Origin of the sequence: Sulfitobacter sp. 1A12056, from assembly GCF_043558125.1 — a bacterium.
GTDB classification, from domain to species: Bacteria; Pseudomonadota; Alphaproteobacteria; order Rhodobacterales; family Rhodobacteraceae; genus Sulfitobacter; species Sulfitobacter faviae.
The window spans coordinates 1-23,817 of sequence record NZ_JBIFFY010000011.1 but is presented as its reverse complement, the minus strand read 5'-3'; the positions used below and the strand labels follow the sequence as shown (position 1 = coordinate 23,817).

28 protein-coding genes and 1 pseudogene are annotated in these 23,817 nt (G+C 59.1%); 19 read left to right on the top strand and 10 right to left on the bottom strand.

All coding sequences use genetic code 11. The features are described from left to right. Positions 1-2: 2 nt before the first annotated feature. The 3 genes and pseudogenes from ACGYLD_RS16455 to ACGYLD_RS16445 all read right to left on the bottom strand — a co-directional run. The gene (locus tag ACGYLD_RS16455) at positions 3-236 is read right to left on the bottom strand and encodes a hypothetical protein (protein WP_394393629.1); all 234 of its coding nucleotides are present in this window, start codon (positions 234-236) and stop codon (positions 3-5) included. Then, the gene (locus ACGYLD_RS16450; protein WP_394393632.1) at positions 233-1,432 is read right to left on the bottom strand and encodes an IS91 family transposase; all 1,200 of its coding nucleotides are present in this window, start codon (positions 1,430-1,432) and stop codon (positions 233-235) included. Before ACGYLD_RS16450 ends, ACGYLD_RS16455 begins: the two co-directional genes overlap by 4 nt. Positions 1,433-1,444: 12 nt before the next feature. Further along, positions 1,445-1,678: pseudogene (locus ACGYLD_RS16445) on the bottom strand (tyrosine-type recombinase/integrase); the annotation flags it as partial. Positions 1,679-1,900: 222 nt separating this feature from the next. Between ACGYLD_RS16445 and ACGYLD_RS16440 the strand changes: the two are divergent. The 3 genes from ACGYLD_RS16440 to ACGYLD_RS16430 all read left to right on the top strand — a co-directional run bounded on the left by ACGYLD_RS16440 (position 1,901) and on the right by ACGYLD_RS16430 (position 5,789). Further along, the gene (locus ACGYLD_RS16440) at positions 1,901-3,337 is read left to right on the top strand and encodes a hypothetical protein (protein ID WP_108640274.1); all 1,437 of its coding nucleotides are present in this window, start codon (positions 1,901-1,903) and stop codon (positions 3,335-3,337) included. Positions 3,338-3,701: 364 nt separating this feature from the next. Continuing rightward, complete coding sequence (locus ACGYLD_RS16435) at positions 3,702-4,412, top strand: VIT1/CCC1 transporter family protein (protein ID WP_394380792.1); 711 nt, start codon at positions 3,702-3,704, stop codon at positions 4,410-4,412. A 138-nt stretch (positions 4,413-4,550) separates the two neighbouring features. Next, entirely contained in the window at positions 4,551-5,789 is a 1,239-nt protein-coding gene (locus tag ACGYLD_RS16430) for an APC family permease (RefSeq protein ID WP_394393634.1), read from the top strand. A gap of 265 nt (positions 5,790-6,054) precedes the next feature. Here ACGYLD_RS16430 and ACGYLD_RS16425 read toward each other — a convergent pair whose 3' ends face one another. The 4 genes from ACGYLD_RS16425 to ACGYLD_RS16410 form a co-directional block, all read right to left on the bottom strand. Further along, positions 6,055-6,468, bottom strand: a complete 414-nt coding sequence (locus tag ACGYLD_RS16425; protein ID WP_241962936.1) for a cytochrome c — start codon at positions 6,466-6,468, stop codon at positions 6,055-6,057. A gap of 422 nt (positions 6,469-6,890) precedes the next feature. Continuing rightward, on the bottom strand, positions 6,891-7,370 hold the full coding sequence (locus ACGYLD_RS16420; protein WP_394393635.1) for a GNAT family N-acetyltransferase: 480 nt from the start codon (positions 7,368-7,370) through the stop codon (positions 6,891-6,893). A 229-nt stretch (positions 7,371-7,599) separates the two neighbouring features. After that, the gene (locus ACGYLD_RS16415; RefSeq protein WP_304951555.1) at positions 7,600-8,196 is read right to left on the bottom strand and encodes a pyridoxamine 5'-phosphate oxidase family protein; all 597 of its coding nucleotides are present in this window, start codon (positions 8,194-8,196) and stop codon (positions 7,600-7,602) included. Between the two features lie 262 nt (positions 8,197-8,458). Beyond that, a complete protein-coding gene (locus ACGYLD_RS16410) occupies positions 8,459-8,800 on the bottom strand; it encodes a helix-turn-helix domain-containing protein (protein ID WP_304951556.1) in 342 nt (113 codons plus the stop codon). A 106-nt stretch (positions 8,801-8,906) separates the two neighbouring features. Here ACGYLD_RS16410 and ACGYLD_RS16405 point away from each other — a divergent pair, with 106 nt between their 5' ends. The 6 genes from ACGYLD_RS16405 to ACGYLD_RS16380 all read left to right on the top strand — a co-directional run bounded on the left by ACGYLD_RS16405 (position 8,907) and on the right by ACGYLD_RS16380 (position 14,073). Next, entirely contained in the window at positions 8,907-9,836 is a 930-nt protein-coding gene (locus tag ACGYLD_RS16405) for a ring-cleaving dioxygenase (RefSeq protein ID WP_304951557.1), read from the top strand. Then, positions 9,833-10,537: an alpha/beta hydrolase gene (locus ACGYLD_RS16400; protein WP_304951558.1), complete on the top strand. Its 705-nt coding sequence runs from the start codon at positions 9,833-9,835 to the stop codon at positions 10,535-10,537. The genes ACGYLD_RS16405 and ACGYLD_RS16400 overlap by 4 nt, the downstream gene beginning before the upstream one ends. Positions 10,538-10,548: 11 nt before the next feature. Further along, on the top strand, positions 10,549-10,848 hold the full coding sequence (locus tag ACGYLD_RS16395) for a GNAT family N-acetyltransferase (RefSeq protein ID WP_276154973.1): 300 nt from the start codon (positions 10,549-10,551) through the stop codon (positions 10,846-10,848). A 13-nt stretch (positions 10,849-10,861) separates the two neighbouring features. Next, positions 10,862-11,839, top strand: coding sequence for a pirin family protein (locus ACGYLD_RS16390; protein ID WP_304951559.1), 978 nt, complete (start codon positions 10,862-10,864; stop codon positions 11,837-11,839). 55 nt (positions 11,840-11,894) lie between these two features. Next, entirely contained in the window at positions 11,895-12,476 is a 582-nt protein-coding gene (locus ACGYLD_RS16385; RefSeq protein ID WP_271689182.1) for a hemerythrin domain-containing protein, read from the top strand. Between the two features lie 211 nt (positions 12,477-12,687). Continuing rightward, the gene (locus tag ACGYLD_RS16380; protein ID WP_304951560.1) at positions 12,688-14,073 is read left to right on the top strand and encodes an IS1182 family transposase; all 1,386 of its coding nucleotides are present in this window, start codon (positions 12,688-12,690) and stop codon (positions 14,071-14,073) included. A 219-nt stretch (positions 14,074-14,292) separates the two neighbouring features. Here the strand turns inward: ACGYLD_RS16380 and ACGYLD_RS16375 are convergent, their stop codons facing one another. Beyond that, on the bottom strand, positions 14,293-15,081 hold the full coding sequence (locus tag ACGYLD_RS16375; protein WP_174859256.1) for a MauE/DoxX family redox-associated membrane protein: 789 nt from the start codon (positions 15,079-15,081) through the stop codon (positions 14,293-14,295). 16 nt (positions 15,082-15,097) lie between these two features. Next, positions 15,098-15,616 carry a DUF305 domain-containing protein gene (locus tag ACGYLD_RS16370; protein WP_246253384.1) on the bottom strand — a complete coding sequence of 173 codons (519 nt, stop codon included), beginning with the start codon at positions 15,614-15,616 and terminating at the stop codon, positions 15,098-15,100. 83 nt (positions 15,617-15,699) lie between these two features. Here ACGYLD_RS16370 and ACGYLD_RS16365 point away from each other — a divergent pair, with 83 nt between their 5' ends. The 10 genes from ACGYLD_RS16365 to ACGYLD_RS16320 all read left to right on the top strand — a co-directional run bounded on the left by ACGYLD_RS16365 (position 15,700) and on the right by ACGYLD_RS16320 (position 23,568). Then, complete coding sequence (locus ACGYLD_RS16365; RefSeq protein WP_209218806.1) at positions 15,700-15,987, top strand: metal-sensitive transcriptional regulator; 288 nt, start codon at positions 15,700-15,702, stop codon at positions 15,985-15,987. A 180-nt stretch (positions 15,988-16,167) separates the two neighbouring features. Further along, positions 16,168-16,548, top strand: a complete 381-nt coding sequence (locus tag ACGYLD_RS16360) for a hypothetical protein (protein ID WP_271689137.1) — start codon at positions 16,168-16,170, stop codon at positions 16,546-16,548. Positions 16,549-16,630: 82 nt separating this feature from the next. Next, a complete protein-coding gene (locus ACGYLD_RS16355; RefSeq protein WP_136720347.1) occupies positions 16,631-16,924 on the top strand; it encodes a hypothetical protein in 294 nt (97 codons plus the stop codon). Beyond that, positions 16,924-18,387, top strand: a complete 1,464-nt coding sequence (locus tag ACGYLD_RS16350) for a TolC family protein (RefSeq protein WP_271689140.1) — start codon at positions 16,924-16,926, stop codon at positions 18,385-18,387. The genes ACGYLD_RS16355 and ACGYLD_RS16350 overlap by 1 nt, the downstream gene beginning before the upstream one ends. A gap of 17 nt (positions 18,388-18,404) precedes the next feature. Next, positions 18,405-19,763, top strand: a complete 1,359-nt coding sequence (locus ACGYLD_RS16345; protein WP_209218807.1) for a multicopper oxidase family protein — start codon at positions 18,405-18,407, stop codon at positions 19,761-19,763. Between the two features lie 46 nt (positions 19,764-19,809). Continuing rightward, positions 19,810-20,544 (top strand): copper-binding protein, encoded by a 735-nt coding sequence (locus ACGYLD_RS16340; RefSeq protein ID WP_174859251.1) that lies wholly within the window; start codon positions 19,810-19,812, stop codon positions 20,542-20,544. A 68-nt stretch (positions 20,545-20,612) separates the two neighbouring features. Then, positions 20,613-21,179 (top strand): LuxR family transcriptional regulator, encoded by a 567-nt coding sequence (locus tag ACGYLD_RS16335; protein ID WP_271693701.1) that lies wholly within the window; start codon positions 20,613-20,615, stop codon positions 21,177-21,179. A gap of 43 nt (positions 21,180-21,222) precedes the next feature. Next, positions 21,223-21,672 carry an ion channel gene (locus ACGYLD_RS16330; RefSeq protein ID WP_394403230.1) on the top strand — a complete coding sequence of 150 codons (450 nt, stop codon included), beginning with the start codon at positions 21,223-21,225 and terminating at the stop codon, positions 21,670-21,672. A gap of 175 nt (positions 21,673-21,847) precedes the next feature. Beyond that, positions 21,848-23,146: a multicopper oxidase family protein gene (locus ACGYLD_RS16325; protein WP_304951561.1), complete on the top strand. Its 1,299-nt coding sequence runs from the start codon at positions 21,848-21,850 to the stop codon at positions 23,144-23,146. Next, positions 23,128-23,568, top strand: coding sequence for a c-type cytochrome (locus ACGYLD_RS16320; protein WP_246253383.1), 441 nt, complete (start codon positions 23,128-23,130; stop codon positions 23,566-23,568). Before ACGYLD_RS16325 ends, ACGYLD_RS16320 begins: the two co-directional genes overlap by 19 nt. 68 nt (positions 23,569-23,636) lie before the next feature. Here the strand turns inward: ACGYLD_RS16320 and ACGYLD_RS16315 are convergent. After that, on the bottom strand, positions 23,637-23,817 hold a 181-nt coding region (locus ACGYLD_RS16315; RefSeq protein ID WP_394403228.1), incomplete at its 5' end, for a hypothetical protein.

Sequence of the window (23,817 nt, the reverse complement as noted above, 5' to 3'; positions counted from 1 at the left end):
TGCTATGGGTAAAGTTCGCTGACGATCGAGACGACGGCTGTTTCAGCGGGCCGTTTGGCCTTTTGCACGAGGCTGCAGATGCGGACTTCCCAGCCCAGTCGCCAAGCGCTGCCCGCCGGGCTGGGTGGATTTGTGGTTTGGGAACCTGCTGATACCTGATCGGCGCAGGTGGCTTGGTCCGGTTCTGCACGGAGCAGCCAGCGTGGGTTGATGATCTGTGACAGGCGGTCGGTCATGCGGCCTGCTCCCGTGGTGGCGCGCGTGACATCGGTTTCTGCCCGCGACGAAAGATCTCGATGATGCGCATGGGTCCCCCGCAGCATGGGCATGGTTCACGCAGCGTGAGCGGGGTGACGTCTGGCTCAGCGTCTTGGACATCTGCCTGATCTGGTGGTTGGACGCAGAGCAGTTTGCGGATTTTTGTGAGATTAGCTTTGCGAGCGCTGCTGGCCAGCAGGCCGTAGTGGCGGATCCGGTGGAACCCGTCAGGAAGGACGTGGATCAAAAAGCGTCGGATGAACTCAGGCGTGGCTAAGCGCATTATCTTCTGGCGGTCCCCATTTTTGAGGCGGTAGTCTTTCCAACGGAAGGCGACGGTGTCGGCATCAGCGCTGACCAAGCGGTGGTTTGAGATGGCGACGCGGTGAGTATAGCGGCTCAGGTAGGCAAGCACGGCCTCTGGGCCGCCAAAGGGCGGCTTGGAATAGACCACCCATTCGGATTTGCGGAAAGGGGTGAGCCAGGTGGTGAAGGCGTCCGTCAGCGCCAGCCGCTCCAAGTCCCCATAGAAAGCCAGGTCTCCGGCTTGGTGCAGCGCCACGAGCCCGTCCAGAAAGAGGCGGCGGAACAGGCGCGACAGCACGCGCACATGCAAGAAGAACCCAGGCTTGCTGGCGACCCATTTGGTGCCGTCCGGCGACAGGCCGCCGCCGGGGACGATCATATGGATATGCGGATGATGGGTCAGTGCCGATCCCCATGTGTGCAGCACGCTGGTCATGCCCACTCGCACGCCCATGCGCTTGCGGTCGGCCGCGATGTTCATGATGGTCTTGGCCGACGCCTTGAACAGCAAGCCATAGATCGCCTTCTTGTTCCAATAGGCGATCTGCGCGATCTCAGCTGGCAGGGTGAAGACGACGTGGAAATATTCCACGGGCAGCAGATCCTCGGCCCGTGCCTCCATCCAGTCGCGCGCGGCCGGTCCCTGGCACTTCGGGCAGTGTCGGTTCTTGCAGGAGTTATAAGCGATGTGATGGTGGCCGCATGTGGCACAGCCAGCCACATGCCCGCCAAGAGCCTCAGTCCGGCAGGCCTCGATCGACGACATCACCTTCAACTGGGAGAGGCTGACATGCCCCGCATTGGCCAGCCGCCACGCAGGACCATGGGTGCGGAAGATATCAGCAATCTCCAGTTCGGTCCGGGGCACCCCGGCGCCCGGTCACTCCAGACTTCGCTTCACCGTCTGATCCTGCAATTTGGCCAGCATCTCGTAGGGGCTGACAGTGTCGCGGATCGTCTTGGTGGCCACATGAGTGTATCGCGCAGTGGTCGTCAGCTTGGCGTGGCCGAGCAGCACCTGAATAACCCGCACGTCGGTGTTTGCCTCCAAAAGGTGGGTGGCAAAACTGTGTCGCAACGTGTGCAATGTCGCCGGCTTCTTGACCCCTGCCATACATTCATGAACTCACTCTGCGAAAGATTGAGCGCAGCCTCCCGCCACGCGTAATGCTTCAGAGTGATCGACAGGGGGCACGCGTTTCATGCCAGTCCCCGACGATGCCCCCCCGTGAGGCTGGGACCGGCGCACCCCGGGGGTCGGAACTTCCACCCGCCTGACGCGTTCCAGCCCTATACAGTTTTTCAGAGATCGGCTCGGCCGGAGGGGGAGTTTCTCATGGCGGAGAACAAAAGCTCAACTTGGGATGTAAAGACAATCGGGATCGCGGCGGCGGCAGTCGTTGGGTGGGGGGCTGCCTTATATGCATTCACCGACACTGCAGAACTTCAGAAGCAGACCGACCGCACTATCTCGCGCTTGCAAAGCGCTATCAGCACGCAGCAGGAAGCAGCCGGAAGCGTCGAGGAATTGCAGGCGGAGCTCGCATCGCTGGAAACGGAGACCCAGTCCCTGCAGGAGCAGCGCGACGGCATCCAGTCGGACATCGACACCTTGCAGCCGAAGCTTGACGAATTGATCGTACAGCAGACCTCCATTGACGAAACGGTGGCGCAGAAGCAGCAGCAAAACAATGAGCTGGAGCAGCAGATCTCGTCGATGCGTGAAGAAATGACCAGCTTTGAAACCCGCAAGGCAGACATCCAAAGTCAAATTGTCTCCCAGACGCAGGAGTTGACCGACATAAATACCCGGGTCGAAGAAGCTCGGGCGCGTGAGGCCGAAGTTCAGGAAAGCCTCGCAACACTTAGTGAGGACAACGCGCGGCTCGCCGAAGAAGTCTCCACCGGCGAAAGCGAGCTCCAGTCTCTGAGGGCGCAGGAAACGAATTTGAGAGACGAGGTCGCAACCCTGGAAAGCAGCCTGAACGACATGCAGGCCCGGCAAGCGGAGCTTGAGCATAGCTTCGCCAGCATGACCGAGCGGAAGACCGCCCTGGAAACCGATGTCGCTGACGCCCAAGAGCAGCGAAACGAAATCCAGAAAATTGTAACGGACCTTACCAGCAATGTAGAAGAACGCTCCAACAAGCTGTTGGAGATTGAGGAGCGGATCTCAGCCGCGGAAAACGGTCAGGGGTCTTCTGCGGGCGGCAACAACAGCAACGGGTCGGAAGACAGTCATTCGGAGGCCGAATCAACCGCCACGCGCGAGATGCAAGGCACGCAGGAAAATACTGGCAACGGCGATGATCCGGTCGCTTCCCAAGCGGAAACTTCAAATTCAAACTCCTCCGGGCAGCCCGCCGAAGAGAATGAACGAGGCGACATGTCGTCCGACGCCGAAGATGAGGGCGTAACCGAGATCGACAGCGACATTAACGACAGCGCCGACTTGGTGGATTCGTTGCAGGAATCTGGCGGCCTCCCGCCCGAAGACCTGTCAGAAGCGGGTAGTCAGAATGCCGGATCCTCCGGCACATCATCGAAAGATGAGATGCAGAGCCCGACATCGAGCAGCGATCAGAAGACTGACACAGCGACCGATGGCGCATCGGGTGATACGTCCTTGATCGAGGGCAACGCGTCTGACACGTCATCGTCGGCGGAGGCGGAAAACCAGAACACCGAAGGCGAATCTGCTGGTTCTGATACCGAAACCGAAAGTGAGAACGCCGCCGAACCAACTCAGAAGCCACAGAAAGCCGGTAACTAAGCAAAGATACTCACGCTTTCGGCGATCCGAGGGCTCGTGAGACGATACTTGCGCTAATTTACCGGCAAGACACAGCCTCCCAAGCAAAAAAATGCCGATTGATAGGCGCGGAAAATATTGCGAACATCGCCGTCGTTTAGCAGCAATGGCACTGGGCCCAAGGTCAGCTTTGGCGAGTGCAGTGCCGCTACAATAGATAGACCCCGAAAGGCAGCTTTGGGAATGACTGGCGTGCGAACCATGTTTAGGGACAATCGCTGCCCCTTTGTATGACGTCTCCAGATCCCGAAACGGACATGGCTTATGATTTGAATCAAAGCTGGGCGACCCCTTGGTCCTATACTGATCTCTCAGGAGGTTCGAATTGTCTGAGCACGGCCATAGCCAGCAAGAAATCGCAAAGCGAATCGGAGCCCCCCCGGGTAGGGGTGTGCTGCGCGACGCTGTTTACGGCGCAATTGACGGAGCGGTGACGACGTTTGCCATCGTCGCGGGTGTTGCTGGAGCCGGGCTCTCGCCTTTCATTATCATTGCGCTGGGAATAGCGAACGTCCTGGCCGACGGGTTTTCCATGGCGGCGGCCAATTATTCAGGCACCAAAGCCGAACTCGACAACATGCGTCGCATCCGCAAAATCGAGGAGCTTCACATACAAAACTACCCCGAAGGCGAACGTCTTGAGGTTCGAGAAATCTTGGCCCAAAAGGGCCTGAGGGGCGATGTTCTGAACCAGGCTACCGATGCGATCACGAAAGATCGCGAGAGCTGGATCGACTTGATGATGGAAGGGGAATACGGGCTAAGCGGTGTCGATCCACATCCTGTGAAATCCGCCGTAACCACCTTTCTGGCCTTCCTGGCGGCCGGAATCGTGCCGTTATTCCCGTTCATTCTCGGACTGGGCAACGCATTTTCTGTCTCGGCCGCGCTGACCATGATGACCTTTTTCGCGATCGGCGCGCTGAAAAGCGTCTGGTCTCTCAGCCCCTGGTGGCAATCTGCGGGCGAGACTGTGGTGATTGGGGGGATGGCCGCCGCAATTGCGTTTTTTGTAGGAACGTTGTTCCATGCGTAGAGGGCGTCTCATGCGCCTATGACCGCTTCGTCCGCACTTTCCCAGTTCGTTGACGGCGCGGCGAATGACCGGATCTAATCCGGGGCAGGTGGGCAATTCTACGACCAGTTTAACGAACTTTGAGAGGATTTCTTTACGGTGACAACGCATGACGTCTTTTCCGACAGCGGGAACCAAACAGAAAAGTTGCGCCGGGCACTGACCACCCCCTTGCTCACCCTTTATGGGCTCGGCGTCACAGTCGGGGCAGGCATCTATGTACTCGTGGGAACAACAGCAGCGGAAGCCGGTGCCTACGCCCCAGTTTCTTTCTTGATCGCTGCTGTAGTTGTCGCTTTTACCGCTTTTTCGTACGCAGAGCTCTCAACCCGATACCCCGTTAGTGCAGGTGAAGCGGCTTACGTCGAAGCTGGCTTCCGCTCGGGGGCGATGGCGACTTTGGTGGGTCTGGCAGTTGCGTTGTCAGGGATGGTTTCTGCAGCAGCTGTCGCCATTGGGGCTGCGTCATACCTTCAGGGGTTGTTTGCAGCGCCACAGTGGGTGCTGACGGTAGTGGTCGTAGTGTTGATGGGGCTTATTGCGTTGTGGGGCATTACTCAGTCGGTCACTGTCGCTGCGATTATCACTCTGATCGAAATCGGCGGCCTAATTTTTGTGGCTGTTTGGGGTTTCGGAATCTCTGAACCTCTCGGGGTCGATCTTGTTGATATGCTGCCGCCCCTTGTTGGACCACATTGGATAGGAATCGGCGCAGCCTCTCTACTGGCGTTTTTCGCTTTTGTGGGCTTTGAGGATATGGCGAACGTTGCGGAAGAGGTTAAAGACCCCGTTTCGACCATGCCTAAGGCTATTGTTCTGACCCTGACCATCGCAACCTTGCTATATCTCGCGACAACAACCGCGGTACTTACAGCCGTGCCGCTCAGCAGGTTGGCGTCATCTTCCGCCCCGCTTGCTCTCGTTTTTGAGGCCGCCCCAAAAGGTGTCCAGCAGAGCTTTGCCATTGTTGCAATTGTTGCCACCGTCAACGGTGTCTTAATCCAAATGATCATGGCGTCGCGGGTGCTCTACGGTCTGGCGGATCGCGGGCACCTGATTGCTGCCTTGGCCACGGTCTGGCCAAGAACCCAAACTCCGGTTTCTGCAACGGTCGTGGTGATGTGCATCATCATGCTATTGACCTTAGCATTGCCGATCGAAGCACTGGCCGAACGCACGTCGCAGATCGTTCTCTTGGTCTTCGTTCTCGTGAATTCTGCATTGATAAGGCTGAAGATGCGGGGTGGCACTGTACCGCAGCATTTCAATGTGCCTATCATTATTCCCGTCCTGGGCGTGCTAACCAGTTTGCTCCTGTTCGGAACGGCATGGCTCTAAAATAGGAGTCAGCAGCCGTACTTCCTACCTCGATCCTCATACCGAAAGAGAACTCAATTGCGCAGGGTATTGTTTGCCAAAAAGGGCGGACTGGGGTGATCGGAATAAAAGGTGACGAGCCTTGCAGCGCCAGCTGCAGGCGTTGCTAAGGATCCCGAGAGGTCCGCCGATGTCGCCGGTCATGCGTCGCTTCAGGGTTAGGTCAGATTTCGCCAGCAAGCTTTTCGCGCAGGTCGAGAAAACCTTGCTGAAAGTGGTTCTTTTATCAGCGCTGTACGCTTTCCAGATACGCCAGAAGTCCTGCCAAGACTCTTGGCGTCGGGGTCATCACACCATCCACCGCAATTGGCACAGTATCATTTGCCATAGCACCTCCGAATTGAGGCATCACCCGGGCGAGATGCCCTTGTTCAGGGTCACCATAAATATAGCTCAATGCACGGGCGCGGGGAAAAGAGCCTCCGTTTTCACGGGCCAACAACGTGAGATCCGTCGGTTTTGGATCGAGCCCTGCCGAGGAAGGACCGTCGCCACGGCCCGACATTCCATGGCAGGAAACACAGTTCTTCGCAAAAAACCTCGCGCCATCAGGTGCTTCGGGCATCGAAGGTACTGTGCAGGCGGCTAAACCAGCGCTGGTGATTGCGAATGTGAACAGCAATGATTTCGGGATGGGCATAGGAACTCCTTCAGTTCGTAGACACGGCTAAGCTTAGCACACCCTGTAGGAATAGGCGCAAGCCTCAGATGCTAAGAGTGAGTATATGCTGCCACTGGGAATAGCTTCGAGCTCGGCACGGTCACTAACGGCTCGAAGCTGACCTTTGCTACGCAAGGCGTGAAGGTCGGCTTAGGGCCGGGGAGCGAGAGGCACGCCCATGCTGCGGCTGCAAAGCATATTACGTCCAGCGTAGTCAGTTTGGGCTCACACCGGGATTTCGCTGCGCTCTCCACGAATGTCTCCTGTTGGACAAAAACATATGGTCACAACACACGGGACAAATACGGTGGTAAGCGCCGGTGACAAAAATGTACGGATTTGGGCCCATACTGCGCTGCGGAGAACGTCCGGAAGGAGCCCAAACCGTCTATCACAGATGGTTATGGCTTGCCCTCGAATGCCAGAGCATTTGATTTCAGATCGTCCGGCGTAAACCTGAAAATCGTCATCTCGTCTACGCTATAGGCGCCAAGGCTTCTGTAGAATTCTATGGTGGGTTTGTTCCAGTCCAGAACCCCCCATTCCATCATCTCGCAGTTTCTCTCGAGGGCAAGAGAGCAAAGATACCCCATAATGATCTTGCCAAGACCCTGATGGCGGACTTTCGTATCCACGAAGAATCCATCGATATAGATTCCTGACCGTCCAGTAAATGCAGATGACTTCTGGCAAAAATAGGCAAAGCCCGCAATTTCGCCCTTGTAGTATCCAAACAGCGCCTCGCCCAGTTTTTCATTCAGAAGCCGTTTGATCTGAGCCTCAGTTGCCGTGATCTTGTCCGACATCTTTTGATAGGCGCCCAGTTTTTTCATGTATTCGACAACAAGCCCCGCATCATCCGGAGAAGCGTGTTGGATCATGAAATTCGGATTGGATGTCGCTATTTTCTGCACAGTTTCATTCTCCCATACCTGTGTTTGCGAAGGTAAATGTCCTGCTGGTCACAGCAAGTCAGAAGATGTCTGCTTTTCCGCCAAGCCGACGTTGGCCTGCAAACCTCAGCGCCGTTTGGGTGGGCGACCGCAGCGAATGGCAGGAACGAGCCCAACCTACCAGACTGAAGAATGGTGGTTAATGCGACCGCGACGATCAGTACAAGGTTTCTCTGTACCGCTGTTCAGAATAAGACTGTTCAGTAGAGGCAACTTCCATTTTGGAGTGGTCTCTGATCATTTCATAGAGCGGAGCGATGGGGCGGCTTTCCGACCAGGTCGTAGGTTTCCATAAGCCACCCCGCATAGGTGCTTTGCCGCAATGAGTGAAAACCTCGTCAGCAAAAACACGCAGGACCGTCTTAGGGCTTCTTCCGTTGATTTCGAACCTGTCGCAGAGTTCTGGGGCATCGCTTATTTCAGCTGTACCATTCACCCGAAGGGTCTCCGTAACTCCCGGAATCATGAACAAAAGTGCTACTTTGGGATGTGCTAAAATGTTCAAGAGACCATCAATCCGATTGTTGCCTGGGCGGTCAGGGATCAAAAGCGTCTTTTCGCTTTCTACTTCAACAAACCCAGCAGGATCACCTTTTGGCGACACGTCAAGATTTGTACCATCCGAGGTCGCAAGTACGAGGAAAGTCGCGTGTTCTATGAATTTTCTACAATGCTTATCGAATTGCGAAATAACCTTCGCCGCTGCATGTGGCGAAGCGCTGCCATAAATTTCTCTTAGTTTTTCAGGTGTCATAATTCAAACCTCCGATTGCTACCTGATAGCACTAAGGCCAAAGGCAGCAAAGTCCGCTCAGCCGACGTCGGCCGTCGGAAAATGCTGCGCGACGCATGAAAGACCGCTTCGGTGAAACTGCGCCGCAGCGAGACCGCTCTGTCTCAAGGTCGGCAATGGGCCGAAAGCACCAATAAGTGCCAACTCAAAAGTTTCCGCGATTCCCGTTGCTAAGGGTTTTGATAGATTGATTGACCCGATTTACTCCGGTCTTTTTACGCACTTAGACTTTAATCCTTTCAAGATTCTTCAGCACTGCATGCACGGCAAGGCCTGTTTCAGTCAGCCCATAGGTCACCTTGGGCGGAATGGTATTCTCCTGTTCGCGCCAAACCAGCCCATCGGCTTCCAACTCCCGCAGGCGGGTGGTCAGCACCTTGGGAGAGATGTCGGTGATCTGGCGTCGCAACACACCGAAGCGGCAGGCACGCTGATCGCCTAACACGTAGATCACATGGGTTTTCCATTGTCCCCAGAGCTTGCGCAGCAGCGTGTCCGCCGCGCAGGGGATATCAACTGCGTCCCGGTCCCCGGGGCCGGGTGCCTTTTTCTGGGTGGTTTCCATTTGGTAACGACTTTCACTTGGTAACTCTCGCCTTACATAAGTTCCCAACCGACCGACACAATAAGCCGGAAGCGTTTCACGCCGCTGGCATCGAAAGGAGAGCACCATGTCCCAAGGCACTTCCCGAGCCATCCCCGGCCTGCACCACGTCACCGCTATCTCCGGCCCGCCGCAGGACAACCTTGACTTCTGGGTGCGCACCCTCGGGCAGCGGCTGGTCAAACGCACCGTGAACTTCGACGATCCCGGCACCTATCACCTCTACTACGGGGATAAGGACGCGGCGCCCGGGTCGATCATGACATTCTTTCCATTCGTAGATGCAGGCCCAGGCCGCGCGGGGCCCGGCATGACGTCGGCGGTGGCCTATGCGATCCCCGACTTGGACCGGCGCATGGGGGAACTGGCGGAGGCCACCATCGACTTCGAAGGACCTTTCGATCGCTTCGGCGAACGCGCCATCGCGCTGCGTGACCCCGACGGGCTGCGGGTCGAGGTGATCGAAGGCGGCGCGCGGGACGAGGGGTTTCACAGCGTGACCCTTTGGCTTGAAGAGGTCGCGGCCACCGCCGCTGTGCTTGAGGCAATGGGCTACGTGCGCGAGGGCGAGGAGGCCGCCGCCACGGGCGGCACCGGCGGGACGGAGACCCGTATTCGCTACCGCTCGACCGAACCCGAGCGTGGTTCGGCCGTGGACCTAATGACCTCGGACGCTCGTTCAATCGGGCGCTCAGGCGCAGGCACTATCCACCATGTCGCCTTCCGTGCGCGCAACGAGGAAGAGCAGCTGGCATGGCGGGCGCGGCTCTCTGCCGCGGGCCAACAGGTCACCCCGGTCATCGACCGGCAGTATTTCGACGCGATCTACTTCCGCACGTCCGGCGGGGTGCTCTTCGAGATCGCCACTGATCCACCGGGATTCGCCGTTGACGAAGACCCAGCCCACCTGGGCGAGGCGCTGAAACTGCCCGAGAAATTTGAGCCTCACCGCGCTCAGATCGAGCAGGTGCTGCCGCAGATCCGGGTGCCGTCGTGAGCGGCCTCGGGGCGGTGACGCGCGGCACCGGTCCGCACGCGGGACAATGGCTGGTCAGCGCTGGTGCTCCGGTGGAACGCGCACGGCTGGCTCTGGTGATGATCCACGGCCGCGGCGGCGCGCCGGAGGATATGTTCGGTCTGGCCAAACACCTTGCCCTGCCGGATCTCGCCGTGCTGGCCCCGCAGGCAGCCGGGCAGTCTTGGTGGCCGGGCAGTTTCCTGGCGCCGCTCACGGCCAATGAGCCGGGGCTCGGCAGCGGGCTGAGCGTCATCTCCTCGCTGCTGGATGACCTGTCTGAGCAGGGTTTCGATCCAACACGCGTGGCGCTGATCGGCTTTTCGCAGGGGGCTTGTCTGGCGTTGGAGGCGGCGGCGCGGCTGGCCCGTCCGTTCCGCGCTGTGGCCGCGCTCTCCGGCGGGCTGGTCGGCACGGGCGAGGCGGGCGGCGTTCCGCGGGCCGACCTCTACGACCGTCCGGCCAAGACCTTCGACTATGCGGGCCGGCTGGCCGATGTGCCGGTGCTGCTCGGTTGTCACGAACGCGATCCGCATATTCCGCTGGCGCGGGTGCAGAAGAGCGCCGATGTGCTGCAGAACATGGGGGCCAAGGTCGAGACGCTGATCCTGCCCGGCGCCGGACATGGTATCGTCGCCGAAGAGGCCGCCTGGCTGCGCAGGCAGCTGAACACCGAAAGGTAAAGAGAGCGCCCATGGACAGCGAGATCGAGATTACCCGCGAAGAGGGCGACAGCAAGGGCCGCTACCTGGCGGTGGTCGACGGCTACGAGGCCGAGATGACCTACTCCCGCCTCGGCGCCCGCGCGATCATCATCGACCATACCGGCGTGCCGGAGGCCCTGCGGGGTCGCGGCGTCGGCGAAGCGATGGTACGCCGCGGCGTGGAGGACGCCCGCGCCGAGGGCCGCAAGATCGTGCCGCTTTGCCCCTTCGCCAAGGCACAGATCGACCGTCATCCCGAATGGCAGGACGTCCTGCAACGAAAAAGCTGAAAGGAGACACGTCATGAGCTGGAGCCCCTGTCCCGACCCAATCCCCGGGGACGCGAAGAGCGTCGATGCGGTGGAGACGTTGATCGTCCCGCGCGCCGTCGATATCGGCGAAATGGAAGTCCGCCGCGCGCTGCCTTCGGACAAGCGCCAGATGGTCGGCCCGTTCATCTTCTTCGACCAGATGGGGCCGGCGGAATTCCTGACCGATCAGGGCATCGACGTGCGCCCGCATCCGCATATCAACCTCGCTACGCTGACCTATCTCTTTGAGGGACAGATCCATCACCGCGACAGCCTCGGCACCGATCTGGCGATCGAACCCGGCGCGGTAAACTGGATGAAGGCGGGCAGGGGAATCGTCCATTCCGAGCGCACCGCGCCCGAGCGCCGCAAGACCGGCCAGCGCTTGTTCGGCCTCCAAACATGGATGGCGCTGCCCGAGGCGGAGGAGGAAAGCGACCCCGCCTTCCTGCACTACGGCAAGACCGACCTGCCCACGGTTGAGGCCGAGGGACTGACCGCCCGGCTGATCGCCGGATCAGCCTTCGGCGTCGCCTCACCGCTCAAGACGGCGTCGGACACGCTTTACGTCGACGTGACCCTTGCGCCGGGGGCGAAGGCACCGATCGTGGCGAATACCGAGGAACGCGCCCTCTATACCATCCACGGCGGGATCGACGTGGCTGGGGATACCTTTGCGCCGGGGCAGCTACTGGTCCTCCGCCCCGGGGACGAGGTCACCGTAACGGGCGTCGATGACGGCACCGGCGCACATGCGCGCTTCATGCTCTTCGGCGGCGCGCCGATGGAGGGGCCGCGCTACATCTGGTGGAATTTCGTCTCCTCGCGCCGCGAGCGCATCGAAGAGGCGCGCGAGGAATGGCGGCAGGGTAAGTTCTCGACGGTGCCGGGGGACGAGGCCGATTTCATCCCGGCGCCGGAGGGCAAGCCCAAGATCAAACGGGCGCAGGGAGGCGTCTTCTACCCATGACGTTGCCTCCTGCACCGGCGGTCGACGTTCACGAACAAGGACTTACATGTCTATCATGACCGAACTTTCTAATCAGCCACTGGATCAACTCAGCCTCGACGAGGCTGCCCGCCCGACAGCGCCGCCGGTGCCGGAGGCGACGGATAGGCACCGTGCTCAGGGGCGGCAGCTGGCGGCCATTCATCGGCACTATCTGATGGAGATGGCCCAAATCGGAGCGGTTCTGGCGCGGATCGAAGCGGGGGACAGCCCGCCCGATGACCTCAAGCGGATCGTGCTTTCGCTCGATATGGCAGAGAATTTCCGCGCCTTCGGTTCGCTTTGCGGACGCGAATGCCAAATTCTGAAGTTCCACCACGACATCGAGAGCGCCGACATGTTCCCTCGGATCGAGGCGGCGGGTAAAGGCAAGTTCCGTGAGGTCGTCGCCAAATTGAAGGCGGAGCACGCGGTGGTGCATGAGTTGATCCTCCGCCTCGACCGCGCGGCGGATGTATTGACGGAAGATCCGAACGATGCGAATTTCCTTCATGCCGCCACCGCCTTCAGAAAGTTGGAGGAGGTCGTGCGATCTCATTTCAGATACGAGGAAACTGAACTGGCAGAGGCCATCGGTTATTATCTCGGATCGGTCTAACTATTCCTATTGGCCATCACTGCATTATTGAGATCGAAAAGCCTTTCGACAACTTGGAAGGGGCAAGCAATCTTCAAATCAAAAAGACCCTTCGTTTCGCAGCGAACGGCGGCTCCTAATCTACACCAAGGGCGTATTTTGTTGAAAAACTCGCCCTTGATCGACGGTCCGTCGGCTGATTCAATTCCTGTAGGGGATAGGAGGATCGGCGATGATGGGACCGAGGCAGGAGGCGCAGCCGGCGCTGTTCTATGAGTTCTCGCTTGAGGAGCATGTCCCACAGAACCACCTGTTGCGCTTCATAGATCGGTTCGTGGACCTGTCCGGCATCCGCAGCTACCTCGCCGATTTCTACAGCCATACGGGGCGGCCGTCGGTCGACCCTGAACTCCTCATCCGGATGCTGCTGGTGGGTTATTGCTTCGGCATCCGGTCAGAGCGGCGGCTTTGTGAGGAGGTGCATTTGAACTTGGCGTATCGCTGGTTTTGCCGTCTCGATTTCAGCGACCGCGTTCCTGACCATTCCACGTTTTCGAAGAACCGGCACGGCCGTTTCCGCGACAGCGAATTGCTGCGGCACCTGTTCGAAGCGACTGTCGCACGGTGCATCGAGGAGGGCTTGGTCAGCGGCCAGCGCATGGCGGTTGATGCCAGCCTCATTGAGGCGGATGCCAACAAGCAGAACTCGACTCCAAAGGAGGATTGGGACCCGGCGCAGGTCGATCCGGCAAATGCGCCCCGCGCGGTTCGCGAGTATCTCGCCACCCTGGATGAGGCGGCGTTCGGTGCCGCCAGCGAGGTTCAACCCAAGTTCACGTCGCATTCCGACCCGGCCAGTCAATGGACGGCCGCCCGTAAAGGTCCGGCTTTTTTCAGCTATTCCGACAATTACCTGATCGACACCGACCATGGCGTCATCGTGGACGTGGAGGCGACGAGATCCATCCGACAGGCTGAAGTCGGTTCGACCAAGACCATGCTGGAGCGGGTGAAGGCCAAGTTCGACTTGCATCCAGAGCGCCTGATCGCGGACACGGCTTACGGCACCGCGCCAATGTTAGGATGGTTGGTTGACCGCGGAATTTCTCCGCACATCCCCGTCTTCGACAAGTCGGGGCGCAGCGACGGAACATGGACCCGCGCCGACTTTGAATGGGATGCGGAGAACGACCAATACATCTGCCCCGAGGGGCACGAGCTGAAGCAGTTCCGCCGGAACTATTCCGACCCGAACCGGGGACCGACCGGCAAGGGGACGGCCCGGTATCGTGCCCTGAAAGAAGTCTGCCAGGCTTGCCCCTCCAAGGCAAAGTGCTGTCCGAACGCTGATGCCCGCAAGATCACCCGCGAGGAACATGAAGATGCGCGGCAGGTCGCCCGCGACATTGCGAAAACTGACCAATACGTGATCTCGATGAAGCTGAGGAAGAGGGTCGAGATGCTCTTTGCCCATCTCAAACGGATCCTTGGTCTGAATCGGCTCCGATTACGTGGGCCATGCGGTGCAAACGACGAATTCCTCCTCGCCGCCACTGCTCAGAACCTCCGGAAATTGGCCAGGATCCTTCCCGCACCGCAGCAACCGCGAAAAGCCTGACAACAAAGGCGCTCGCGTCCCATTCCGGGGTCAGTATTCTGCGCCAGCGAACGGGTGTTTTTCCACAGAATGGGCGGAAAGCCGCCGTTCGCCGCAAAACGCACGAACGGCAGCTATGCGAACAAAGCTAAGACAAACACTTGTGCCATGCACGTTTGCTTCAGTTGACCATTTCCGCCCTGCGAACTCGTGCTAAGCGCAAGATGCTGCGCCCGACCTTCAGGTAAACATCTTGGCCAACATCACGATGGCCATGCCCATCATCATTAGATTTTCGGACAGGCTCACAAATCCGAGCGGCACGTTCGAATTACCCCCAACGCAAGCGCATTTTAACTCGCGCCTGTCGATGTAGACGGCTTTGAACACGCTAATTGCGCCAACCGTGGCGATGAAGAGCGCAGCCGGAGCGGCAAATGGGGTAAGCAACATACCGGTCATCAACACGCCCGCCCCGGTTTCAACCCATGGATAAACGTAGGCATATGGCACCCATTTACGTGCCAGCAGGTCGTAGTTGAGGAACATCGTCGTGAAGCTTTCGATATTGCTCAGCTTCTGCATCCCCAGCAGGATCATCGAGACCGAAATGAACCAACCGAGCGTCTGCCACGTGATCGCGCCAAGAAAGCCGATGGACAGAGCAAGCGCTGTGGTCGCAGCAACGGCGAAGAGATAGATCACCGGTTTGTAAGTGGTCGCCGTAGGGTCATAGTCGGTAAGTTCCTGGCGCAGGGCGTCATAGCCGCCAACGCGCTTCCCTTCGATCCAGACTTGCGGGGTCGTGGGAACATCGTATTGCGCCTTGAACGCGTCGACTTCAGACCGCGCGCGGAACAGGCGGTCATCGACCTCGTAGCCTTTGCGCTCCAAAAGCCATCGCGCCTTCTGCCCCGCAGGACACAGATGGTTTGGCAGGGCCATGCGGTAAAGCACGGCGGTTTTCCCTGTCGCGGAGGAGGCCGGATCAGTTGTTACGTCTGCAACATCACGGGTGTCTCTGGGCATGATATGCTCCTTGATCTCAGGGTTTGGTGCGGGAAGTGCCAGGCGCTGCATCCCCGTTTGCTTCGATGTCTTCGATATAGAGCTTCATCTCTTCGATCTCGCTGCGCTGCGCCTCGATGATCGCGTCGGCCAGTTCGCGCACGCGCGGATCGGACAGGTTTGCCCGTTCGCTGGTCAGGATCGCGATTGAATGGTGCGGGATCATAGCTTTCATCCAAGCGGTGTCGCCTACCGTATCTTGCGACCGGACCAAGTAGACACCAGCCGCAAAGGCGATGGCGGCACCAGTGAAGATCGCAAAATTCGTCTTTCGATTGGAATACATGCCGAGCATGAAGGCGAGCATAATGATTGCCATTACCCCGCCCATATAGAGCGCCATCCACATCCGCGTCTGGGAGAAGAAGACATGGTCAAGCGCATAAGTGTTGAGATACATCAGGCCATACATCACGACCGTCGAGGTGCCGATCATCGCAAAGAACCGGCCATAGCCGCTGCTTGTGCGATCGTCGTGCTTATTCTTTGAATCCATTGTATTGTCCTCCTAAATTGCCAATGTGTGCCATCGTCTTATACCCATATGGGGTATATTATCCGATCGGCAACAAATCCCGAATGGAGCGACGCCTCATGAAGGCTAACAAGGAAAAGACGCTGGATCGCCTGGCGCGGCTCGAAGGACAAGTGCGCGGCATCGCGAAAATGGTTGAGGCCGACCGCTACTGCATGGACATCTTAGCACAGACTGCGGCAATCCGATCCGCCGTTCTGGGGGTCGAAAAGCTTGTGCTGGAGAACCACGCTCAGCATTGCGTCGAGGCTGCGATTGCCAGCGGCGACCCGGAAGAACAACGCGCCAAGTTTGACGAGTTGATTGGTCTTTTGCAAAAGGCGTCGAAGTAGGCGTTTCGGACCGAATGCCCATCGCGCTCTGGCACCGTAGCCAGCGCCTCTGACCTCTTCTCTGGGTCGGAACGCCAATCCGCCGCCCCGCACTTTAGGCCGGTTTCCGCCAGAAAACCGCAATCCTTCCAGCGCTGGACGCGTTGACAGGCTCTGCGACTTACGACACTGCTAACACCTATGCGTGCTCTGGAAGACATATCCAACCTCTGTCGCGTCCTTCTCGGCGTGGTTTTGGCCTGTGGTCTGTTGCTGCTGCCGCCCTCGTCGGTTCATGCCGAAAGCGGGATGCATGACAGCGCGCAGGCGGCGCATCACGCGGGTCATCAGATGACCACAGAGTCCGAACTGCATCCGGACGCAGCGGCCATGCCCGACCAAACAGAAATATCTGACAGTTTCGAAGGCGAGCCTTGCTGTGGTGGAATTTGCCTGACGGGAGCGCTGACCTCCTCGCAGGACGCCAAAATGACGGCTGTGCGATCCGTTGAATACACCAGCGTGTCCCATTCTGTCGCCTCTGGCCAATCCGCTGGTCAATTGCGTCCGCCTCGAGCCTGAGTTGATCCCGGCCGACTAACGGCCTTTGCATCCGCGGCGTCTGGCTGCGGGAAAGATCACCTTATTCTCAGGCAAAAAACCAATGAAATTACCACTGATTGCAGGGGCGATGTCCCTGACCCTTGGGGCTTGCGCCACGACGCTCCCCCCATTTCCAGACGTCACTGCCGCCTATGTGCAGCAGCCCACGCCTCTGCCCGAAGTCGCCGCGATGACCGCCGCCGACAACAGCACGCGCGGCAGTGCCACGACCGCCGAAGAGCAACCCTTTGCAGGCTACCGGCGTCGCGGCGTGGTGGAGCCGCTCGATTGGCGACGGTTGAACGCTGAACAGGCACCTATGCAAGGGATGGATATGCAGGGGATGAACCACTGATGCGTTGGAAATTGAAAACCGCCGCCGTCATTACACCACTGATCTTGGGCGCCTGCACGGCAACGGACCTGCCGGTGAGTTTCTCGGCCCGTGATGCTGGCTTTGCCACCGTGGAGGCACGCACCTCCAAGGCCATCGGCAAGCGCACCGTCTGGGCGCAGTCGCAGGCCGAGACCGTCGCGGCCTCCAAACAGGTCCGCGCCATGGTGCAGGGTAAAACGATCAGTGCCGAAACCGCTGTGCAGGTCGCGCTTTTGAACAACAAGGGGCTTCAGGCGTCCTATGCGCAGATCGGCCTCTCGGCGGCCGAAGCATGGCAGCAGTCCACGCCAGAAAACCCCGTCGTCTCCATCGGCTTGCTGGGCATCGGCGCGCCCGAGGTCGGGCTTTACCGTGCCTTGGAAAGCATGATCGCCGTGAACCTGCTGGACGCTCGCACCCGCAAACAGCGCATCGCCGCTGCCGAGGCGGAATTCCAGCACGCGCAGATGCAGGCGGTGAGCGACACGCTGGCACTGGCCAATGAAACGCGCGAGGCATGGATCAACGCGGTCGCCGCCTTTGAGGCGGTGGGCTACCTTAAACGTGCTGCCGTCACCACCGATGCGGCGGCGGAACTGGCGCAGCAGCTGGGCAAGACCGGCGCGCTCAACAAGGCCGCACAGGCCCGCGAGCAGGCGTTCAATGCCGAGATGGCCGGACAGCTGGCGCAGGCGCGGCTGGATGCGCAATTGGCCAAGGAACAGCTGACCCGGCTCATGGGGCTCTGGGGGCAGGACGTGGCCTATTATGTGCCCGATGCTCTGCCCCGCGTGCCCAATACGGTCAGCAGCCACAAGGGCATCGAACGGCTGGCGCTCGCCAATCGTGTTGATTTGGAAGTCGCCCGGCTGGGGTTGGCAGCAACGGCCAAGGCCTATGGTCTGACCGATGCCACCCGCACCCTGACCGACCTCGAAGTCATCGCTGGTGCCGAGATCGAGCGTGAGGAAGAGGACGGGGAAGTCGAGACCAGTATCTCACCTCAGGTCGAGTTCGAGTTCGTCATCCCAATTTTCGACAGCGGCAAGGCGCGAATGCGCAAGGCCGAGCTTAGCTATCTTCAAGCCGCCAATGTGCTGGCCGAACGGGCGGTGAACGTCCGCTCCGAAGCCCGGGCGGCGGCCACGGCCTACCGCTCAAGCCACCAGATCGCACGGCACTACTCAGACGTGGTGCTGCCTTTGCGCCGCACCATCGATGAAGAGGCTCTGCTCAGCAACAACGGCATGATCACCAGCACCTTCGATCTGTTGAACGACGCCCGCGAAAAGATCGGAAGCCAGCTTGAGGCAGCCAATGCCAAGCGTGAGTTCTGGCTGGCCTCTGCCGGTCTGACCGCCGCGATCTACGGCGGTGGGAGCGGCGGCGGCGGTGCCGGCGGAGAGACACAGATCGCCGCCGGTGGCGGCGCAGGACATTGAGACAAGGAAGCAACCAGATGATTAACAGACGTCAACTCCTGGGGGCCGGCGCTGCGGGTGCAACGCTCGTGTCCTCCAAAGCATGGGGCCAGACCATGAATATGGGCCTGCCCGAGGCCGCCGAGATGGATTCGGCCCTCACCCAAGCGCCGACCCGTCCCACCAGTGGGCCGGACTATAACCCCGTGGTCACGCTCAACGGCTGGACCCTGCCGCACCGGATGAACAATGGCGTGAAGGAATTTCACCTCGTTGCCGAGCCGGTCGAGCGTGAACTTGCTGATGGTATGGTCGCGCGCCTCTGGGGCTACAACGGTCAGTCCACCGGTCCGACCATCGAAGCCGTCGAGGGCGACCGGGTGCGCATCTATGTTACCAACCGCCTGCCGGAACATACGACGGTGCATTGGCACGGGCTGATCCTGCCCTCGGGCATGGACGGTGTCGGCGGGCTGAGCCATCCGGGCATCCCGCCGGGCAAGACATTTATCTACGAGTTCGACCTGACCAAATCCGGCACCTTCATGTATCACCCGCATGGGGATGAGATGGTGCAGATGGCGATGGGCATGATGGGCATGTTCGTGGTCCATCCCAAAGACCCCGATTTCATGCGCGTTGATCGGGATTTCCTGATTATGCTGAACGCTTTCGACATCGATCCGGGCAGCTACATCCCGAAAATCATGACGATGACGGATTTTAACCTCTGGACATGGAACAGCCGCATCTTCCCGGACATTGACCCCCTGGTCGTCAACCATGGCGACAAGGTTCGCGTGCGCGTCGGCAATCTCACGATGACCAACCACCCGATCCACATGCATGGCTATGACTTCAAGGTCACCTGCACGGATGGCGGCTGGGTGCCGGAATCGGCGCAGTGGCCCGAGGTCTCCATCGACATTCCCGTCGGCGCCATGCGCGCCTATGAGTTCGTGGCCGAGCATCTGGGCGACTGGGCGATCCACTGTCACAAGTCGCACCACACGATGAACGCTATGGGCCACGACGTGCCCACGCTGATCGGCACCAACAGTTCCAACATGACACGTCAGGTCCGCCGCGTGCAGCCTGAGTTCATGCCCATGGGCACGGCGGGCATGGCGGATATGGGCGAAATGTCGATGCCGCTGCCCGACAACACCGTGCCGATGATGGCCGGCTGGGGGCCGCATGGACCCCTTGAAATGGGCGGCATGTTTTCGGTCGTGAAGGTGCGCGAAGGCATCGACGCGGACGACTACGAAGATCCCGGCTGGTATGAAAATCCTCCGGGCACCGAGGCGTATGAATGGACGGGAGAGCTGCCGGACTTTGCGCAGAACCACAGTCCGAAAACCCAGATCACGCCGAAACCAACCTCCAAGGGCTAAGCGCCCCTCAGACCATAATCACCTCTACAACCATACAGGAAACACCATGAATAAACTTCTTCTCTCGACCGCCCTCAGCCTTCTAATCACCTCCCCGGCCTTTGCCGCAGGCACCCATGGGGGCGGCCATGACGATGACGGCCACGGTGACATGCACAAGGAAATGATGGCCGGCATGCCGGGCAAATCCGCCAATGTGGATCGCACCATTGATGTAACTATGCGCGAAACCGACGATGGCGAGATGATTTTTGAGCCCGCAGAATTCGACATCAAGAAAGGCGAGACCATCCGCTTCAACGTCACTAACAAAGGCGAGATCGAGCATGAGTTCGTGGTCGACACGATGGAGGGCAATGCAGAGCACAAGGAAGCCATGGCCAAGATGGACATGGAGCATGATGACCCGAACTCGGTCCGTCTCGACTCTGGCATGGAAGGCGAGGTGATCTGGACCTTCGCCAATGAAGGCAGCTTTGAGTTCGCCTGCCTGATCCCCGGCCACTACGAATCCGGCATGCATGGGCCGATCACCGTCGCTCAGTCTGATGAGGCTCCCGCGGCACCTGCCGTCTACTCATCCGGGAAGATCAAGAAGGTCGACGCTAAGGGCAATAAGGTCACCATCATCCACGGCCCGCTCGAAAACCTCGATATGCCGTCGATGACTATGGTGTTCAAAGCCGATGAAGCGCTGATTGCTAAAATGAAAGAAGGCCAGAACATCGAGTTCGTAGCCGACCGTGTCAAAGGCAAATTGACTGTGACTGAGATGAAGTAAGCGCCAATCGCATGGCTGGCTGAACGAGCCGGCCATGCACTTTTCATAATAATAAGGCACTTCGAGCTATGAAAACGCGTGGAACCATCGCCCTCTGGGCCATCGCAGCACTGCAGGCCATTGTGGCGATCTTCTTTACCGTCTGCTTCTTGTTGGACGCTATGGGAATGGAGCCTGATTTTCTGATCTGGCAGAGCCATGAGTATCAGCAAACGATCTTGGCCATCGGGTTGAACCTCGGCGTGGCGCTTGGCTGGATCGCCCTCAGGACCAGTCTGCAACGGGCCCGGCTCGCCGAAGAGAAGATGCGCCGATGCACCTCGGAGTTCTCGATGGTAATGACGCAGCACTTCACCGACTGGCGTCTGACACCCGCAGAGCGGGACGTCGCTGTTTTTCTGGTCAAGGGCCTGAGCACCCGCGACATTGCGGAGCTGCGCGGCACCTCTGAAGGGACGATCAAGGCGCAGACAAACGCGATTTATCGCAAGGCTGCCGTCACCGGGCGCACGCAGTTGCTCAGCACATTCATTGAGGATTTGATGGATGACGCATGGGTGCCGGCGGACGCCCCGCAAACTGCGGCTGAGCGTTCGCATGTGGCTGCCCACAAATCAACAGCCGCCCCGGCATAACCGCCTGAGGGGAAGCTCCCGCAAACAAAACAGGTAGCTCGTCATGATCCAAGCAATACTTCTATCAATTCTGGTTATCGGCATCTGCACGACAATCCATTATTTCGTCCTTAAATGGGTGTCGGATACCATCGCGCAACGCAAAAGAACTGCGCATGGCCAGAACCTTGGCTTGGCGGTCGGCGCCATTACTTTTGCCCATGTGATTGAGGCTTTCATCTATACGCTGTTCTTCCTCTGGGCGGTGCAGGGTTTGCAGATTGGCGCGCTAAACGCTTCCGGAACAACGGATGAGCCAATCACGATGATGGACTATTTCTATTTCTCACTGGTCAACTTCACCACCTTGGGACGCGGCGACCTGACCCCCGTGGGGCACCTGCGCTTCACTACCGGGATAGAGGCATTTCACGGCTTTCTTATGATCACGGCGTCAGGAAGCTTCGTGCTGCAGATCATGGGGGGACGCGCCCCCTTGTCAGAGAAGGGATGACCCAAGTGGTTCGACACATTCTATTTCCCGATAGAGAGCGCATAGGCGCTCCACCCCCAACCCGTCATCGACAGTTGGAATTGGCCCCTGCAGGACATACCTACACGCCTCGGACATCGGCGCGCCCTGTGCCCCGTGGCAGCATTAATCGCAAATCACCCCGATAAGGCATGACATGAACAGAAGACAATTCCTCGCCAGTGTTTCCGCCACTGCGGTTCTGCCCCTTCCAAGCTTTGCTGGCGTGACGCCACTGAAGTTGAAGGCAGAAACAGTAAGTCAGCAGATCCTTCCCGAAGGCGAAGGCACCACCGCAATGCTGGGGTTCAACGGCTCGATGCCGGGACCAGAGATCAGGCTTAGACGGGGTGCGCGGGCATCGATTGAGGTCAAGAATGCCATGCAAGAGGGCACCGCCGTTCACTGGCACGGCATCCGACTGGAAAACCGGATGGACGGTGTCCCGGTGCTGACGCAAGATCTGATCGACCCCTATGACAGCAAAACTTACAGCTTCGTGCCACCCGATGCGGGGACCTATTGGTATCATTCGCATTATATCTCGCAAGAGCAGGTGGCGCGCGGCTTGATGGGGCCGCTGATCGTCGAAGACGACGCCCCTCTCGATCTGGATCATGACATCACCGTGATCCTGTCCGATTGGATCATCAACGAAGATGGCAGCCTTGTTGATGAATTCACCGATATGCATAGCGTCGCCCATGCGGGCTATATGGGCAATTTTGCCCGCGGTTTCCTATCGCGGAGCGAGGTGAAGCAAGGTGATCGCATCCGCCTGCGGCTGATCAATGCGGCGACCAATCGTATTTTCCCCCTGAGCATCTCTGGCGTCTCTGGTTCGGTTGTCGCCTTGGACGGCATGGCACTGCGCCAACCTCGCGCGTTCTCTGACCTCGTTCTGGCGCCGGCCCAGCGGGCCGATCTGATCGTCGATGTCACCGGCCCGGTCGGCTTTGACATGCCCACGCGACAGGCGCCTTACCGTCTGGCCGAATTGTCCATCTCTGGCGAGAATACGGATCGGCAGTCGGGGCCTCTGCCGACCTTGGCGGCACCGGACCTCCCGGCACCGGGCGCCCCCTCCCAGCACCTGACGCTGACCATGATGGGCGGTGCCATGGGCGGTCGGCACGGCGGTGCCAATATCTGGTCCTTCAACGATGTCTCGGACCTGCCACAGGACCCCTTTGCCATCATCGAACGCGGCGAAACGGTGCGGATCACCTTGGTTAATGATACCGCTTTTCCACATGGCATTCATTTGCATGGGCACCACTTCTATGAGGTGGCCCCAGACGGGAGCATCGGCGATCTGCGTGATACAACCTTGGTCGCTGCCGGGGAAAGCCGCGATGTTCTCTGCGTTTTCGACAATCCGGGGCGCTGGTTGATCCATTGTCATATGTTGAGCCACGCGATCGGAGGGATGCGCACATGGGTAGAAGTTGCATGAAACGGGCTGCTTTGTTTTTCTGTGCGGCCGCATCAGCAGCGCAGGCCGATCACGAACTCGACGGCCGCGATCCCGTCGCGGGGCGCTCGCTCTACGCCGAGCACTGCGCCGCCTGTCATGGCGCAGACCTCGAAGGACAGCCCGACTGGCGCACCCCAGACGAAGATGGTGTGCTGCCCGCGCCGCCGCATGATGCAACGGGGCATACTTGGCACCATGATAATACGCTGCTGTTCGACTACACCAAACTCGGGGGCGAGGTTGCGCTGGCGGCCCGGGGCGTGAAGGGTTTCAACAGCGGCATGCCCGCCTTCGGTGAGGTAATCTCAGACGAAGATATTTGGACCATACTTGCTTATATCAGGTCGACCTGGCCACCGCGCTCAAAAGCTGCTCAGGCCAGCCGAAATCGACCACATTGAGAGCCGGCAGCTTTTCTGGAGCTGGGCCCTAAACTGACATCGAGGCAGTAGGGGCTTAGATGAGCGACCTAAATGACCAGAGAATGCGACCAGTCGTCCAAGCCTCGGCTTCGGTCGATAGAGGGTGTTTCGGTCATTCGCTGAAACTTGATCGAACGACCGCTAAGGGCCGAAAGTTCCGGACTCGCTGCGCAGTGGCGAATGTCGGTTTCCGGTTCGCACGTCAGCTTTTCCGCCAGATCACTCGGT

Bases quoted from the DNA above. Each gene is read 5' to 3' on its own strand.
- ACGYLD_RS16365 (WP_209218806.1), top strand. From the start codon at position 15,700: ATGGAGCGACGCCTCATGAAGGCTAACAAGGAAAAGACGCTGGATCGC.
- ACGYLD_RS16370 (WP_246253384.1), bottom strand. From the start codon at position 15,616: ATGGATTCAAAGAATAAGCACGACGATCGCACAAGCAGCGGCTATGGC.
- ACGYLD_RS16425 (WP_241962936.1), bottom strand. From the start codon at position 6,468: ATGCCCATCCCGAAATCATTGCTGTTCACATTCGCAATCACCAGCGCT.
- ACGYLD_RS16340 (WP_174859251.1), top strand. From the start codon at position 19,810: ATGAATAAACTTCTTCTCTCGACCGCCCTCAGCCTTCTAATCACCTCC.
- ACGYLD_RS16345 (WP_209218807.1), top strand. From the start codon at position 18,405: ATGATTAACAGACGTCAACTCCTGGGGGCCGGCGCTGCGGGTGCAACG.
- ACGYLD_RS16360 (WP_271689137.1), top strand. From the start codon at position 16,168: ATGCGTGCTCTGGAAGACATATCCAACCTCTGTCGCGTCCTTCTCGGC.
- ACGYLD_RS16380 (WP_304951560.1), top strand. From the start codon at position 12,688: ATGATGGGACCGAGGCAGGAGGCGCAGCCGGCGCTGTTCTATGAGTTC.
- ACGYLD_RS16395 (WP_276154973.1), top strand. From the start codon at position 10,549: ATGGACAGCGAGATCGAGATTACCCGCGAAGAGGGCGACAGCAAGGGC.
- ACGYLD_RS16455 (WP_394393629.1), bottom strand. From the start codon at position 236: ATGACCGACCGCCTGTCACAGATCATCAACCCACGCTGGCTGCTCCGT.
- ACGYLD_RS16375 (WP_174859256.1), bottom strand. From the start codon at position 15,081: ATGCCCAGAGACACCCGTGATGTTGCAGACGTAACAACTGATCCGGCC.
- ACGYLD_RS16320 (WP_246253383.1), top strand. From the start codon at position 23,128: ATGGGTAGAAGTTGCATGAAACGGGCTGCTTTGTTTTTCTGTGCGGCC.
- ACGYLD_RS16410 (WP_304951556.1), bottom strand. From the start codon at position 8,800: ATGGAAACCACCCAGAAAAAGGCACCCGGCCCCGGGGACCGGGACGCA.
- ACGYLD_RS16325 (WP_304951561.1), top strand. From the start codon at position 21,848: ATGAACAGAAGACAATTCCTCGCCAGTGTTTCCGCCACTGCGGTTCTG.
- ACGYLD_RS16355 (WP_136720347.1), top strand. From the start codon at position 16,631: ATGAAATTACCACTGATTGCAGGGGCGATGTCCCTGACCCTTGGGGCT.
- ACGYLD_RS16385 (WP_271689182.1), top strand. From the start codon at position 11,895: ATGACCGAACTTTCTAATCAGCCACTGGATCAACTCAGCCTCGACGAG.
- ACGYLD_RS16390 (WP_304951559.1), top strand. From the start codon at position 10,862: ATGAGCTGGAGCCCCTGTCCCGACCCAATCCCCGGGGACGCGAAGAGC.
- ACGYLD_RS16420 (WP_394393635.1), bottom strand. From the start codon at position 7,370: ATGATCCAACACGCTTCTCCGGATGATGCGGGGCTTGTTGTCGAATAC.
- ACGYLD_RS16330 (WP_394403230.1), top strand. From the start codon at position 21,223: ATGATCCAAGCAATACTTCTATCAATTCTGGTTATCGGCATCTGCACG.
- ACGYLD_RS16440 (WP_108640274.1), top strand. From the start codon at position 1,901: ATGGCGGAGAACAAAAGCTCAACTTGGGATGTAAAGACAATCGGGATC.
- ACGYLD_RS16415 (WP_304951555.1), bottom strand. From the start codon at position 8,196: ATGACACCTGAAAAACTAAGAGAAATTTATGGCAGCGCTTCGCCACAT.
- ACGYLD_RS16335 (WP_271693701.1), top strand. From the start codon at position 20,613: ATGAAAACGCGTGGAACCATCGCCCTCTGGGCCATCGCAGCACTGCAG.
- ACGYLD_RS16350 (WP_271689140.1), top strand. From the start codon at position 16,924: ATGCGTTGGAAATTGAAAACCGCCGCCGTCATTACACCACTGATCTTG.
- ACGYLD_RS16405 (WP_304951557.1), top strand. From the start codon at position 8,907: ATGTCCCAAGGCACTTCCCGAGCCATCCCCGGCCTGCACCACGTCACC.